15 protein-coding genes and 1 pseudogene are annotated in these 13,267 nt (G+C 58.9%); 11 read left to right on the top strand and 5 right to left on the bottom strand.

Annotated features, from left to right (window positions below; genetic code table 11):
- Nucleotides 1-35: 35 nt before the first annotated feature.
- The 3 genes from GFU70_RS28795 to GFU70_RS18500 are packed head-to-tail and all read left to right on the top strand — an operon-like array spanning nt 36 to nt 1,349.
- Nucleotides 36-290 carry a helix-hairpin-helix domain-containing protein gene (locus GFU70_RS28795; RefSeq protein WP_153388576.1) on the top strand — a complete coding sequence of 85 codons (255 nt, stop codon included), beginning with the start codon at nt 36-38 and terminating at the stop codon, nt 288-290.
- Complete coding sequence (locus GFU70_RS18505) at nt 283-996, top strand: helix-turn-helix transcriptional regulator (RefSeq protein ID WP_116641704.1); 714 nt, start codon at nt 283-285, stop codon at nt 994-996. Before GFU70_RS28795 ends, GFU70_RS18505 begins: the two co-directional genes overlap by 8 nt.
- A gap of 44 nt (nt 997-1,040) precedes the next feature.
- Nucleotides 1,041-1,349: a hypothetical protein gene (locus tag GFU70_RS18500; RefSeq protein ID WP_058542896.1), complete on the top strand. Its 309-nt coding sequence runs from the start codon at nt 1,041-1,043 to the stop codon at nt 1,347-1,349.
- 6 nt (nt 1,350-1,355) lie between these two features.
- Here GFU70_RS18500 and GFU70_RS18495 read toward each other — a convergent pair.
- Nucleotides 1,356-1,487, bottom strand: a pseudogene (locus GFU70_RS18495) (IS630 family transposase); the annotation flags it as partial.
- A gap of 39 nt (nt 1,488-1,526) precedes the next feature.
- Nucleotides 1,527-2,441: a LysR family transcriptional regulator gene (locus tag GFU70_RS18490; RefSeq protein WP_153388575.1), complete on the bottom strand. Its 915-nt coding sequence runs from the start codon at nt 2,439-2,441 to the stop codon at nt 1,527-1,529.
- Nucleotides 2,442-2,551: 110 nt separating this feature from the next.
- On the opposite strand from GFU70_RS18490, the gene GFU70_RS18485 reads away from it, so the two are divergent.
- The 4 genes from GFU70_RS18485 (at nt 2,552) to GFU70_RS18470 (ending at nt 5,281) form a co-directional block, all read left to right on the top strand.
- Nucleotides 2,552-3,316 carry a sulfite exporter TauE/SafE family protein gene (locus GFU70_RS18485; protein ID WP_153388574.1) on the top strand — a complete coding sequence of 255 codons (765 nt, stop codon included), beginning with the start codon at nt 2,552-2,554 and terminating at the stop codon, nt 3,314-3,316.
- A 237-nt stretch (nt 3,317-3,553) separates the two neighbouring features.
- The gene (locus GFU70_RS18480) at nt 3,554-4,264 is read left to right on the top strand and encodes an AzlC family ABC transporter permease (protein ID WP_058542899.1); all 711 of its coding nucleotides are present in this window, start codon (nt 3,554-3,556) and stop codon (nt 4,262-4,264) included.
- A complete protein-coding gene (locus tag GFU70_RS18475) occupies nt 4,261-4,569 on the top strand; it encodes an AzlD family protein (RefSeq protein WP_058542900.1) in 309 nt (102 codons plus the stop codon). The genes GFU70_RS18480 and GFU70_RS18475 overlap by 4 nt, the downstream gene beginning before the upstream one ends.
- 208 nt (nt 4,570-4,777) lie before the next feature.
- Nucleotides 4,778-5,281 (top strand): hypothetical protein, encoded by a 504-nt coding sequence (locus tag GFU70_RS18470; RefSeq protein ID WP_058542901.1) that lies wholly within the window; start codon nt 4,778-4,780, stop codon nt 5,279-5,281.
- A gap of 202 nt (nt 5,282-5,483) precedes the next feature.
- On the opposite strand, the gene GFU70_RS18465 is transcribed toward GFU70_RS18470, so the two are convergent.
- Both GFU70_RS18465 and GFU70_RS18460 read right to left on the bottom strand, forming a co-directional pair.
- Nucleotides 5,484-5,687 carry a hypothetical protein gene (locus GFU70_RS18465; RefSeq protein WP_058542902.1) on the bottom strand — a complete coding sequence of 68 codons (204 nt, stop codon included), beginning with the start codon at nt 5,685-5,687 and terminating at the stop codon, nt 5,484-5,486.
- A 264-nt stretch (nt 5,688-5,951) separates the two neighbouring features.
- A complete protein-coding gene (locus tag GFU70_RS18460) occupies nt 5,952-7,163 on the bottom strand; it encodes an MFS transporter (RefSeq protein ID WP_153388573.1) in 1,212 nt (403 codons plus the stop codon).
- Between the two features lie 127 nt (nt 7,164-7,290).
- Between GFU70_RS18460 and GFU70_RS18455 the strand changes: the two genes are divergently transcribed.
- The gene (locus GFU70_RS18455; RefSeq protein ID WP_153388572.1) at nt 7,291-7,803 is read left to right on the top strand and encodes an anti-virulence regulator CigR family protein; all 513 of its coding nucleotides are present in this window, start codon (nt 7,291-7,293) and stop codon (nt 7,801-7,803) included.
- Between the two features lie 114 nt (nt 7,804-7,917).
- Here the strand turns inward: GFU70_RS18455 and GFU70_RS18450 are convergent, their stop codons facing one another.
- Nucleotides 7,918-9,768, bottom strand: coding sequence for a sigma-54-dependent Fis family transcriptional regulator (locus GFU70_RS18450; RefSeq protein ID WP_058542905.1), 1,851 nt, complete (start codon nt 9,766-9,768; stop codon nt 7,918-7,920).
- Between the two features lie 423 nt (nt 9,769-10,191).
- On the opposite strand from GFU70_RS18450, the gene GFU70_RS18445 reads away from it, so the two are divergent.
- Genes GFU70_RS18445 through GFU70_RS18435 form a run of 3 tightly spaced genes read left to right on the top strand, consistent with a single transcriptional unit; the run spans nt 10,192 to nt 13,258 of the window.
- Nucleotides 10,192-11,286 carry an ABC transporter ATP-binding protein gene (locus GFU70_RS18445; protein ID WP_058542906.1) on the top strand — a complete coding sequence of 365 codons (1,095 nt, stop codon included), beginning with the start codon at nt 10,192-10,194 and terminating at the stop codon, nt 11,284-11,286.
- Nucleotides 11,286-12,395, top strand: a complete 1,110-nt coding sequence (locus GFU70_RS18440; protein WP_058542907.1) for an ABC transporter ATP-binding protein — start codon at nt 11,286-11,288, stop codon at nt 12,393-12,395. The genes GFU70_RS18445 and GFU70_RS18440 overlap by 1 nt, the downstream gene beginning before the upstream one ends.
- Nucleotides 12,392-13,258 carry a carbohydrate ABC transporter permease gene (locus GFU70_RS18435; RefSeq protein ID WP_058542908.1) on the top strand — a complete coding sequence of 289 codons (867 nt, stop codon included), beginning with the start codon at nt 12,392-12,394 and terminating at the stop codon, nt 13,256-13,258. The genes GFU70_RS18440 and GFU70_RS18435 overlap by 4 nt, the downstream gene beginning before the upstream one ends.
- The last annotated feature ends 9 nt before the right edge of the window (nt 13,259-13,267 follow it).

The raw sequence follows: 13,267 nt of genomic DNA, 5'->3' as shown, positions 1-13,267 counted from the left end.
CTGCTGCTCAGTTGGCCGATAACAGGAGTTTACGGATGCCATTTCCACTGACGGAACAGAATGCCTTGTTGGCCCTGAAAGGCGTAGGGCCGGCTGTTATCGCTCGCCTTGAGCAGATGGGCATAGACTCGCTAGCTGTGCTCGGTAAAGCGAATGCTTGTGACATCCTGGCTCAGGCATCGGCAGCAGCAGGATCGACTTGCTGGAAGAATAGCCCCCAAGCTCGGGCCGCCATTAACGCGGCCATTGAGTTTGCCAGGAACGCTCAATTGGGCACACCAGGTGCGTAAAGCTGATCGCTTATTTCAATTGGTAAATCTGATTCGTGTCCATCAGCCAATCTCTGCTGAACGACTGGCTAGCCGAATTGGCGTTTCCGTTCGCTCGATCTATCGATACATCGATGACCTTTCCTTAAGTGGAATCCCAATCTATGGGACCGTCGGCGTGGGGTATGCCTTGGATGCCGATTTTGAGATGCCGCCTTTAACGTTGAACAGGCTCGAGCTGGATGCATTGATGCTCGGGATGGAAATGCTTTCGGCTTGCGCCGATAACGATCTAAGTGCTGCTGCAAGGATGTTGTTGAGCAAGATCTCAGCGTCTATGGGCCATCACAAGGTTGATCCCGGCACGGCAAAAATCAGGGCACTTGGCACAACACCTTCTTCGACACGAGGCCATCTGGCAGCCCTTCGAAATGCCATCGAAAACATTCAGACACTGAAAATAACGTATACCCGTCTGGACGGTGTGGTTTCGAAACGGCTCATTTGCCCCCTTGGCCTTTTCTACTGGGGAGGAAAATGGACAGTTGGAAGCTGGTGTTGCGTCAGGGCGGCTTACCGCGATTTTCGGGTCGATCGCATCACCTCCATCGCCATTGCCCAGCAATCATCACCCGACCATCCTGCCCTTGATCTTCAAGCGTATATGAAGCACCAGGCAAGCCAGTGGAAAGCGACCACCACTACTGACACTACGCTGTCAGTATGAGCCACTGACAATGGGGACTTCTTAACACACGGAAGGTCATTGCTATGCAGCACTCATCTCATGTACTCGAACTTGCCATTTTCAAGGTCAAACAGGAATGCGTTGCGCAAATGCCTGTGCTTCGCGCAGGGCTTCGTGAAACGTTAAAGGCCTTTGCTGGTTTGATCGAGTACCGTGCCTACTGCCCTATGAGCGACGATCGAGTCTTCGTGGACTTGGCAATGTGGGACAGTCTTGAGAGCGCACAAAAAGTGGCAAAGGCGTTCAACGATGGAGATCCGAGATTCTCTGAGTATATGTACGCCATTGAAAACCTGACGTTCATGAGTCACCTCGTTCCAGAGATGAATTGATCTGACAGGCCGTGTGACCTGCAACGGGTCACTGACGGCTTTTGGCGTCATTCCATCAGCCAGCAGAGGCAGGATACGGGCCCGCTCGACAAGGGCCTGGCCCAGCGTACTCATCCTCATCCAACCTTGCAGCGTAATGAGATCAGAAGGCGATGAAGTGAAGGGAGAGGCTGGCCTTCAGGAGCGGCTGACGCTGTCACCGTAGACACGGATCATGTCCAGCAGGTTCTTGACCCGCAACGGCAGGTTGCCGGCTGGATAGACCGCATGCATGCGCGGGTCTTCACCCGTGCTGGAGGTCAGCTTGTACTCGGGGAACACCCGCGCCAGGCGTCCCGCCGCCACTTCCGGCTCCGCCAGCCAGTCGGCCAGGCGGGCAATCCCGGCACCGGCCAGCGCAGCCTGGAACACCGCCGCGCCGGAACTGAAGCGAAACTTGGGGTGCACGCGAAAGCTGCCGGCCTGGCCTGGCCCACGAAAATTCCATTCCTTTAGAATCCGCGGCGCCGTGTGGAGGATCAATGCGTGCTGTTCCAGCGCCTCGATGGACGCCGGCAGCCCGCATCGCTCCAGGTAGCCAGGGCTGGCGTAGAGGTAGCGCGAATAGCTCCACAGCGGGTAGCCGATCAGGTTGCTGGATTGTGGAAAGGCGCCGCGAATCGAAAAGTCCAGCTTGCCCTTGACCGGATCGACCGCCGCATCGGTGAAGATCACATCCACGCTGACATCGGGATAACGCTGGCTGTACTGGGCGATCAACCCGGGGATCACCGTGTGGGCCAAGGATTGCGGTGCGCAAAAGCGGATCCAGCCGGTGGCCAGGCCGCTGAGCCCGGCCAGGTCCTCGTCCGCCTCACGTTGCAGATCGAGCATTCTGTAGGCGTGGGGCAGTAGCCGCTCGCCCGCCTCGGTCAGCGTCACGGCATTGGCCGAGCGATTGAACAGCTTGACCCCGCTGCGTTCTTCCAGCCCTTGAATGGCGCGGGTCAGCGAGCTGGGGGAGCGCCCCAGGCTGCGGGCTGCGACGACAAAGCTGCGCTTGCGGGCCACCGTCGCAAAGGCTTCAAGATCAGCCAACATATCCAGTGCCATCGGCCACCTCGTTGCACTTTTCACAATATGACATTGCAACACAAAAAGGCCCCTTCAGTTAGCCTTCCCGCTCTCGACCACCCACCCCTTTATCGCCAGAGCCTGATTCAATGTTCGATATCGTCCTGCTATGTGTCTTCGCCTTCGCCGCCGGCCTGATCGATGCGGCCGTCGGCGGCGGCGGCCTGATCCAGATCCCGGCACTGTTCAATGTGCTGCCTAGCGGCCAGCCCGCCGCTCTGCTCGGAACCAACAAGGTCGCGGCGGCCTGCGGCACGGCCTTTGCTGCACGCTCGTTCGTGCGCAAGGTGGTGATCGATTGGAGCCTGGTGGTTCCTGCCGCTGGCGCGGCCTTTGTCATGGCCTTCGCTGGCGCGGCGACGGTATCGATCGTGCCGCAGGCACTGATGCGCCCGGCGGTATTGGTGCTAATCATGCTGATGGCGATCTACACCTTCTGGAAAAAGGACTTCGGCAGCCTGCACAAGCCCATGCGCATCGGCACCAAGGAGAAGCTGCTGGCGGTACTGATCGGTGGCGCCATCGGTTTCTACGACGGTTTGTTCGGACCGGGCACCGGCAGCTTCCTGATCTTCCTGTTCATTCGCTGCTTCGCCTTCGACTTCCTGCACGCCTCGGCGTCGGCCAAGCTGGTGAATATCGCCACCAATGTCGCAGCGCTGCTGTTCTTTATCCCGACCGGCAACGTGCTTTACCTGGTCGCGCTGCCGATGGCGCTGTTCAATATCCTCGGCGCGCTGACCGGCACCTGGCTGGCGGTGCGCAAGGGAGTGCCCTTTGTCCGCGCGCTGTTCCTGGTGCTGCTGGTGATCCTGATCAGCAAGCTGTCCTATGACCTGATCCTCCAAGGCTGATCCACCGCAGGCGCAGTTAAGAAACTCAATAAAGAATTCGATACGTTCCACGGTTCGGTTTATCGGGGCCAGGGCAACGCGAACTGGGGATTAATGACTTCTCTGGCCCGCAACCCCAAAACTCTCTAAGGCTCGGCGGGTTGAGTTGCCCATTGACCCGCCAAACAGTTTTCGACAGGCAGATTCAGCCCCATACTCTCGGTTTTTGCACCGCAGATATCCAGAAGAGGTCCTGTTTTGTCGAATGTTGAACCCCACCTGCACGCGCTGACGTTGAATCACATTTACGACGGTTTCAAACAGCTGATCCCCATCTCTCTTTTCGTCGTCGTGTTCGGAGTGGCTTTCGGCCTGGCCGCTGCGCAAACGGGCTTGAGTGATACATCAGCCGTGCTCATGAGCACGCTGGTCTTTGCCGGCGCTTCTCAATTTGCCGCGCTCGATCTATGGGGACAGCAAGTGCCGGTCGTTCCGCTGATGATCACTGTCTTCGCCATCAACGCCCGGCACTTGTTGATGGGCGCGACATTGTATCCGTGGCTGCGGGAGTTACCCGTTGCCAAACGCTACGGTGTCATGCTGGTTGTTTCGGACGCCAACTGGGCCATGGCGATGCAGGCGCTCAGTCGGGGCAAGCCGGGACTCGGGATTTTATTCGGCGGTGGCATTGCGCTCTGGGTCACTTGGATCCTGGGCAGTTGGCTGGGCCTTCATTTTGGCAGCGCCATTGAGAACCCGGTCAGTTTCGGGCTCGATATGGTGATGGGCTGTTTCTTGTTGGCGATGGTCGTGGGCGGGAAGAAAAACCTGCGCATGTTCATCATCTGGACCGTGGCGGCCTGCTCATCGCTGTTGGCCTACTGGTACTTGCCGGCGAACAGTCATGTCGTGGTCGGCGCTTTGGCGGGGGGCATCCTGGGCGCGCTGTGGATGGAGAAAAAACAATGAATATCGAAACGGCGGGCTACGGCACGTTGATCGTCATATTGATCATGGCCGTCGTGACATTGGCGACTCGGTGGGGCGGTGTTTTCGTGATGTCGTTCGTGCCGATCAACTATCGGGTGCAGCAGTTCATCACGGCCATGTCGGGCTCGGTGTTGGTGGCGGTGCTGGCTCCGCTGGCCGTTAAGGGTGATAACGGCGCGCGCCTGGCGCTGCTGAGCACGGCCATTGTCATGTTGATACTTAAAAAGCCGCTACCGGCGATTGCGGCCGGCATACTGGCAGCGGCTTTAGCCAGGCAGTTCTGAAAGGCCGAGTCGCCCGCCCACAAGCGGGCGATGGGTTTCAAGCAGTCCGCTGCACTGAATGCTTCTACGGAAGACGGCGCTATAGGTGTCTGCTTTAACTTGGAATAGATTCGGGAAATGGCCCCTTTCCCTGCTTTTCTTGTTCCCATTTCTTCTTTTTTACCAGCATTGACTATGCTGCTTGCTTAAACCATGGAGGATGTGAGCAATGGATGCTGCCGGCTTTGACAAGTTGTCTAACGTCGTTTCTCTCAATGGATTAGTGGGGACTGCGGGACTGGGAAATTGTATTGCCGTTGCTGGGTTCAATACGGGTAACGGCAGAATGGCCATGGCGCATTACAACACGCTTTTTTGTGCGAATGGCGAAGGCGACCCATGGAATGAAGGATCGCTGCGAAATTTTCATAAGTGGTTCGTCGGTGAGACCAAGGCCAATCAATTCATGATTGGCCTTGGTGCCGTTTGGTTCAATACTGCTGCCTCAACGGGCAAGAAGAACCGTCAAGGTTATCCGCTGATGGATGATCGGCGCTTTCAACTAATCAGGCTGATCGCACAGGTGTTTGATTATGAACCGATCCACGCAAGCCTTTGTTTTACCTTCACTGCGTCAAGAGGCCTGCCAATTCTTACCCCCTACCCGGACGAAACAATCATGCCTGACGGTTGGGGGCAGGTCGGCAAAGACATTCCCTACCGTAACTTTTAGCGCCTGATCAGCCTCTCTCCCTTTATTTATACCCATTACTGCGGCCCGGTCACTCATCGACGCCCTCATGGAGGAGGGCATCAACATGGCTTCATCAGGACGCTCGCTCCAATACATGAAAACGCGATTGTCGGCGCACTCAATGGTGTGCTCACGAAACCGATGTGATTGCTGAGGCGATGAGTTCCAGCCAACCTCCGGGTCAAAAGCTCAGGGTCGCCTCCCCAAACGAGTGATCCTGAACCCCAGCCATGAAATGCAGCGGCATCTGCTTTTTCGTCTCCAGAGGCGCAATTTCGAAACTTCCCACGACTTGGCCTTGAAGCGCACTCAGCCGTATCGACTCTTCTTCCTTTGCCTTTGCCATTCTCGCGTGGTTCGCTGCGATTTCGTTGAGAGTTGACACGGTACATCTCCATTGGCTGACTAAGCATTGATAAATTTGCCGCCGCGTCAGAATTACGTCGTTCTTGGCTGCTAACACAGGCCCGTGCAAACCCTAAGCCAGACGTGGCCGTCTATCGGACGCTACGTTTAACGGGCGACGAATGGCGGGACTGGCTGTCCAGAGCGCCCGGAAAGACGTTCAGCGCCGGTAACGTTGCAACCATGCCTCAACAATAAGTCACTGATAATACAAACCCCTCCCTCTGTATCCGGCTCACGACGATCAGTCAGCCTCTGCGCCACAGGCAGCGGGCACGGGGGGCGCGTTTTTATGCAGCGCCACCATTGCTATACCGATCAGGCTGGTGACCAGCGCCAATAGCAAAATCACCCGTTGGGTTCCGACAGGCGCGGCGAGTACCGCGACCAGCAGCCCCGCCAGCGGTTGCGACAGGTTGTTGAGCAGCGTAATGACGCCGACGGTCTTGCCGAAGTCCTGAGGCGGAATGACCTGTTGGCGGAGGGTGCGGAAGTAGACGTTGAACATTTTGTCGAAACCGACAATCAGCAAGAAACCGACCACGTAGCCCCCTATGTTCGGGCTGAGCGCGGTGATGAAGGCGCCGACGGAAATCAGCGTGTAGGAGAGGGCGCCCAGCAGTTTCAAGGGCAAGGTCACCCGGGCCAGGAAGAACAGGATGAGGATGGTGGTCACGGCACCGGCGACCTGTAAGCCTGCGTAGTCATCCTTGCCGGCGCCGTAATGGCCGATGACCATGGCCGCTGAGGTGGCGAGGGTGACGCCGATGATCAGGTTGACGCCCACCGCCAGGCCGATGATTTTTTTCAGTTCCGCCAGGTTGCAAATGTGGCCGAAGGCAATGCGTAGCGGGTTTAGCCAGAGGTCGTGATGTTGCTCGAAGGTTTCCAGGGTGACCGAACTGATGCGCTGCCAATACAGCATTGCCAGGTCCGCCAGCAGGAACAGCCCGGCAGTCGCCAGCACCACCCAGTGCCACGCCCACACCTCAAGCAGCAGCGCGGCGATCAGCGGGCCCAGTACCAGGCCGGTCTGGTCGGCGATTTGCGAGTAGGACAGGGTCTTGGTGTAGGTGTAGTGCTTGAAGATGTAAGGCATCACCACTTCGCGGGCCATGATGCCTTGGGTGGTCAGTACGCCGCACAAGGCTGAAAGGGCGACGATCCAGTAGATCCCGCCAACGATTGTGTAAAGCATGACCGCCACGCCGCAGGCGACGGCGCGATAGACCTGGCTGATGTGCAGGATGCGAATCGGCGGGAACTTGTCGCACAGCGCGCCGCAGATGGGGAACGCCAGATAGCGTGGCAAGGATTCGACGAAGAAGGCCAGGCCTGCCCAGGCGACGCTGTTGGTGGTCTGGAAAACAATCAGCGGGACGATGAACAGCAAAATCTGGTCGGCCAACCGGGAGAGGAACATCGAAATGAAAAAGGCCAGGTAATCCTTGCGCATGGAGCTCCTTGATTGCGGATTGAATGTCTCTTCCTGTCTGGCAACGACGCACAGCGTGATATGGAACTAATATCACCGTTAGTCTCTATATCTTTACAGGGGACATCCCTTTTTTGAGAGAACTGCCATGTTCAAATCGCGCTCATTGATTGCTGCAGTTACCTGTTTCGCCTTGGCGGCGGGCCCTGGCATTGTTGTCGCGGACCCTGGCAACGGCAAGGGGAATGCTCAATTCGATCAAGGTCCCGGTCAAGGGCAAGGAGGCAAAGGCGGGCAGGGCAACAAGGGCGGTCAAGGAAATCCCGGTAACAAGGGTAACCAGGGCGGCAAAGGCAACCAAGGTGGCGGCGGCGGCGATTGGCATAACGGCCCGAGCCTCGACCGCAGCGGCATCCTGGGTGTGATTGGCGGATATCGCGATTACTGGAGCCCCGGCCCGGCGTTGCCGCCAGGCATCCAGAAAAATCTTGCACGAGGCAAGCCGTTGCCACCCGGTATCGCCAAAAAGCTCGATGGGCGACTGCTGGGGCGGTTGCCGCACTATGACGGTTATGAGTGGCAACAGGTCGGTACGGACCTGATCCTGGTGGCGATTGCCACTGGCATCATCTATGAAGTGCTCAATGGTGCGTTCGACTAAGTCGGAGTAATGCAATCAGTTAAGCAATACACCTGTGGGAGCGGTGTAGGACCGGGAGAGCCAGGCCGGCCGCAAGTCCGCCTCGCGAGCAAGCCCACTCCCACAGGTTTCGTATCAGTTTTCAACTTGCCGCAGGCGTTTGTACAAGGTATTGCGGCTGACCCCCAGCCGTCGCGCCAGGTGTGAAATATTCCCGCCCACTGCCTGCAACTGACGGTTCAGGTCCTCGGCATCGTTCAGGTCCACCGTCAGCGGCTCAGGCGTCTGCACCGGTTCCATTTCAAGGTCGACAAAGAAGTCGTCGGGCAGGTGTTCCGGGCGGATCGGTTGTTCTTCGGCCATTGCCAGGGCCACTTGCAGCACGCTGCTGACCTGGCGCAGGTTGCCCGGCCAGGGATGGCGTTCGAACAGATCCAGTACCTCACGGCTCAGGCCGGCCCATTGGGTCGGTTCGCGGTGGTGTTCCCAGAGGCGTTTGAACAGGGCCTGCTTGTCGCTGCGTTCGCGCAGCGGTGGCAGTTCCAGGGTCAGGCCGCCGATGCGGTAGTACAAGTCTTCGCGAAACCGCCCCAGTTGCACCTGTTCGCGCAGCGAGCGGTTGGTAGCGGAGATGATGCGGATGTCCACCGGGAACAGCTCGGCGCTGCCCACCGGTTGTACGCAACGTTCCTGCAAGACTCGCAGCAGCCGGGCCTGGGTCGGCAGGGGCATGTCGCCGATCTCGTCGAGAAACAGCGTGCCGCGGTCGGCCTTGCGGATCAGGCCGATGCTGCCCTTTTGATTGGCACCGGTGAAGGCGCCTTTTTCATAACCGAACAATTCCGATTCCACCAACTCGGCGGGGATCGCTGCACAGTTCACGGCAATGCACGGCTGCTTGCAGCGCGAACTGGCCTGGTGCAGGGCTTTGACGAAGACTTCCTTGCCGACGCCGGTCTCGCCATGGATCAGCAGTGGAATGTCCTTCTCCAGCAAGCGCTCGGCCTGGCGCACGGCTTTCTCTACGCGGCTGTCACCGAAGTGCAGGGTGTTGAGGCTGATGACATGGGCGGCAGGTGCTGAGGCAAGCGTGGGCGCAGGCTCGGTGAAGACCCGCGCCTTGATCGACACCTGGCTCGGACGCCTGAGCAAGCACTGGAAACGATTGCTACCGGATGCTTGCAGGGCGAACGGCAGGCCGTCGGGTTGGTTCAGCAGGTCCAGCAGCGAGACCTTGAACAGGCTTTCGATGCTGACCCGCGACAGGCTCAGGCCCAGCAGGTTGTCGGCCCGGCGGTTGGCGGACAGGACCTGGCCGCTCTCATCGAAGATCAGCAGCCCGGCCCATTGGCTGTCGAGGTTGTTCAAGCCGGTGTTGAAGGTCAGTTGGAAGTGTTCACCGCGGAACAGGTTGAGGATCAGCCGGTTTTCCACGGTCTGGCTCATCATCTTGACCATGCCCAGGGTGTGGGACGGCGGCAGGTAGCTGTCGCTGGAGACGTCCAGCACGGCGATGACCTTGCGCTCGGTATCGAAGATCGGCGCGGCGGAGCCGGTCATGAAGCGATTGGCCTTGAGAAAGTGTTCATCGTGCTCGATGTGTACCGCCTGTTCGCAGGCCAGCGCGGTGCCGATGGCGTTGGTGCCGGTGCAGCGCTCCATCCAGCTCGCCCCGGCGCTGAAGCCATGGGCCAGTTTCGGCTCGATGAAACGCTGGGTGCCCCAGGAGGTCAGCACTTGGCCCTGGTTGTCGGCCAGCATGATCAGGCAGTTGGAGTTGCTCAGGATGTTTTCGTAATACGGCAAGACTTCCTGGTGGGTGGTCTGCACCAATGAATGCTGGCTCTCCAGCAACTGGGCGATGCCTTGGGCGGGCAACTGGTCGAAGGCAGGCACGCTTTGATGGCTCAGGCCGAAGGCGCGGCAACGGGACCAGGAGGCCTGGATGATGGCCTCGTGGGACAAGGCTGGAGCAGGTGCGGCCATGGGGGCACTCTCGCTGGAGCTGTTTTTATTGTTGTGGCAAGTCTCGCACAGAGTCCTTGTGCAGGGGCAAGCCTGAATACCACTTCATACACAAATCCCTTGTGGGAGCGGGCTTGCTCGCGAAAGCGTCGTGACAGTCGATATTTGTGCCGGCTGACACACCGTCTTCGCGAGCAAGCCCGCTCCCACAGAATCGCAGCCGGGCTAGCCGAAAACATTCTTTCAGTGTTGTTCAAAATTGTTCATTGTCAACCCGCTTGCTGTTCAATTGTTCATTTTCGATTGTTCACTTGTGTTCATCAACGAACGTATTTTTCCTACGGGTGAAAGGAAATTTAAAGCTGATCAAGGGTTTGTGGTTTCTGGCACGGCTTTCGCTTTCTAACTCGGGTCGCTTGACTCCAATAATAAAAAGGCCGAGCCATGTCATTAACGCTTGAGCACATCTGTCGCACCGTCGAAGGCCAGACCTGGATCGACGATGCCAATCTGAGTTTCGAACCTGGATCGTTCAACGTCCTGTTGGGCCGCACACTGTCTGGCAAGACCAGCCTCATGCGCCTGATGGCCGGTCTGGACAAGCCCGACAGCGGCCGCATCCTGATGAACGGCGTCGACGTCACCCACCGCCCGGTGCGGCTGCGCAATGTGTCGATGGTCTATCAACAGTTCATCAATTACCCGACCATGACCGTTTTCGAAAACATCGCCTCGCCGTTGCGCCAGGCCGGTGTGTCCGAAGAGGTCATCCAGGGCAAAGTCCTGGAAACCGCAAAAATGTTGCGGATCGAAAAATTCCTCAAGCGTCATCCGCTGGAGTTGTCCGGTGGCCAGCAGCAGCGCACCGCCATGGCCCGGGCCTTGGTCAAGGATGCTGAGTTGATCCTGTTCGACGAGCCGCTGGTGAACCTGGACTACAAGCTGCGTGAAGAGCTTCGCCAGGAAATGCGCGAACTGTTCCAGGCCCGCCACACCATCGCCGTCTACGCCACCACCGAGCCCAACGAGGCGTTGGCCCTGGGCGGCACCACCACGATCCTGCATGAGGGCCGGGTGATCCAGAGCGGCAAATCGTCCTCGGTGTATCACCAGCCGCAAACCGTGCTGGCCGCCGAATTGTTCTCCGAACCACCGATCAACCTCATGCCCGGACGCATCGCAGGCAATGAGGTGAGCTTCGCCAATTTCGTGCACTTCCCGCTGAACGTCGACCTGCGCCCGGTGGGCGAGGGTGAGTTCCGTTTCGGCGTGCGCCCCAGCCATATTTCCCTGGTGCCGAGCAACGACGACGACCTCGAACTGGCGGTGACCGTCGAGGTGGCCGAGATCAGTGGCTCGGAGACGTTCCTGCACGTGCGCAACGAACATTTCCTGCTGGTGCTGCACTTGCCTGGGGTGCATGAGTACGACGTGGACGCGCCGATCCGCATCTACATTCCGACCCATAAACTGTTTGTCTTCGACGCCCAGGGCAAGCTGGTCCAAGCCCCAGGGCAGCGTATCGCGAGGGTTGCCTGATGGCTGAAATTCGTTTGCAGAACCTCGCCCACAGTTACACCAGTACCCCGGCAGGTCCCGAGGACTACGCGATCCGCGAGATGAACCACATCTGGGAGCAGGGCGGCGCCTATGCGCTGCTCGGGCCTTCGGGCTGCGGTAAATCCACATTGCTCAATATCATTTCCGGATTGCTCAGCCCTTCCGAAGGGCAGGTGATGTTCGACAGCAAGGTCGTCAACGACCTGACCCCGGAACGCCGCAACATCGCCCAGGTGTTCCAGTTCCCGGTGGTGTACGACACCATGACCGTGTTCGACAACCTGGCGTTCCCGTTGCGCAACCAGGGCATGGCCGAGGCGAGGATCCACACCAAGGTGCAGGAAATCGCCGAGGTCCTGGACCTGCAGAACCTGCTGGACAAAAAGGCCCGCAACCTCACCGCCGACGAAAAACAGAAAGTCTCCATGGGCCGCGGGCTGGTGCGCGACGATGTGTCGGCGATCCTGTTCGACGAGCCGCTGACGGTGATCGACCCGCACCTGAAATGGAAGCTGCGGCGCAAGCTCAAGCAGATCCACGAGCAGTTCAACATCACCATGGTCTACGTCACCCACGACCAGTTGGAGGCTTCGACGTTCGCCGACAAGATCGCCGTGATGTACGGCGGCCAGATCGTGCAGTTCGGCACGCCCCGGGACTTGTTCGAGCGCCCCAGCCACACCTTTGTCGGCTACTTCATCGGCAGCCCGGGGATGAACCTGATCGAGGTCACGGCACAGCCCGGTGGCGTCGGCTTCGGCTCGACCCACTTGCCCCTGTCCGAGCCTCTGCAGCAACGCGTTGCCGAGGCCCAGGGCAAAACCCTGAAGGTCGGCATCCGCCCGGAATTCGTGCATGTCTGGGATGGCCCCTATGACGACGCGATGCGCGCTGAGGTGGTCCACGTCGAAGACCTGGGCACCTACAAGATCCTGACCCTCAACCTCGATGGCGTACCGCTGAAAGTGCGCCTGGCCGAAGACAAGCCAGTGCCCGAAGGCACCGCCTATATCAGTTTTCCGGGCCAATGGCTGATGGTCTATGCCGATGAATACTTGCTGGAACCGTCGAGTGAGGTGCAGCCATGAACAAGGTGCAGAACAACAAGGCCTGGTGGCTGGTGTTGCCGGTGTTCCTGCTGGTGGCGTTCAGCGCCGTGATCCCGATGATGACCGTGGTCAACTATTCGGTGCAGGACATCTTCGACCAGTCCAGCCGCTACTTCGTCGGCGCCGAATGGTACAAGCAGGTGCTGCTCGATCCACGGTTGCACGATTCGTTGCTGCGCCAGTTCATCTACTCGGCGTGCGTGCTGCTGATTGAAATCCCCCTGGGCATCGCCATCGCCCTGACCATGCCGACCAAGGGCAAATGGTCGTCCCTGGTGTTGATCATCCTGGCGATCCCGCTGCTGATCCCGTGGAACGTGGTGGGCACCATCTGGCAGATTTTCGGCCGTGCCGACATCGGCTTGCTGGGCGCGACCCTCAACGGCCTGGGCATCAACTATAACTATGCGGCCAACACCGGCGACGCCTGGGTCACCGTGCTGGTGATGGACGTCTGGCACTGGACTTCATTGGTGGCACTGCTGTGCTATTCGGGGCTGCGGGCGATTCCCGACGTGTACTACCAGGCCGCGCGGATCGACCGGGCCTCCAACTGGGCGGTGTTCCGGCACATCCAGCTGCCGAAGATGAAGAGCGTGCTGCTGATCGCCGTGATGCTGCGCTTCATGGACAGTTTCATGATCTACACCGAGCCGTTCGTACTCACTGGCGGCGGGCCGGGCAACGCCACCACGTTCCTCAGCCAGACCCTGACGCAGATGGCCATCGGCCAATTCGACCTGGGCCCGGCGGCGGCGTTTTCCCTGGTGTACTTCCTGATCATTCTGTTGGTGTCCTGGCTGTTCTATACCGCCATGACGCACTCCGACGCCAACCGTTGAGGCCCGCAC

Origin of the sequence: Pseudomonas brassicacearum, assembly GCF_009601685.2 — a bacterium.
In the GTDB taxonomy this organism is placed as follows: Bacteria; Pseudomonadota; Gammaproteobacteria; order Pseudomonadales; family Pseudomonadaceae; genus Aquipseudomonas; species Aquipseudomonas kilonensis_B.
This window is presented reverse-complemented; position numbering and strand designations above follow the sequence as displayed.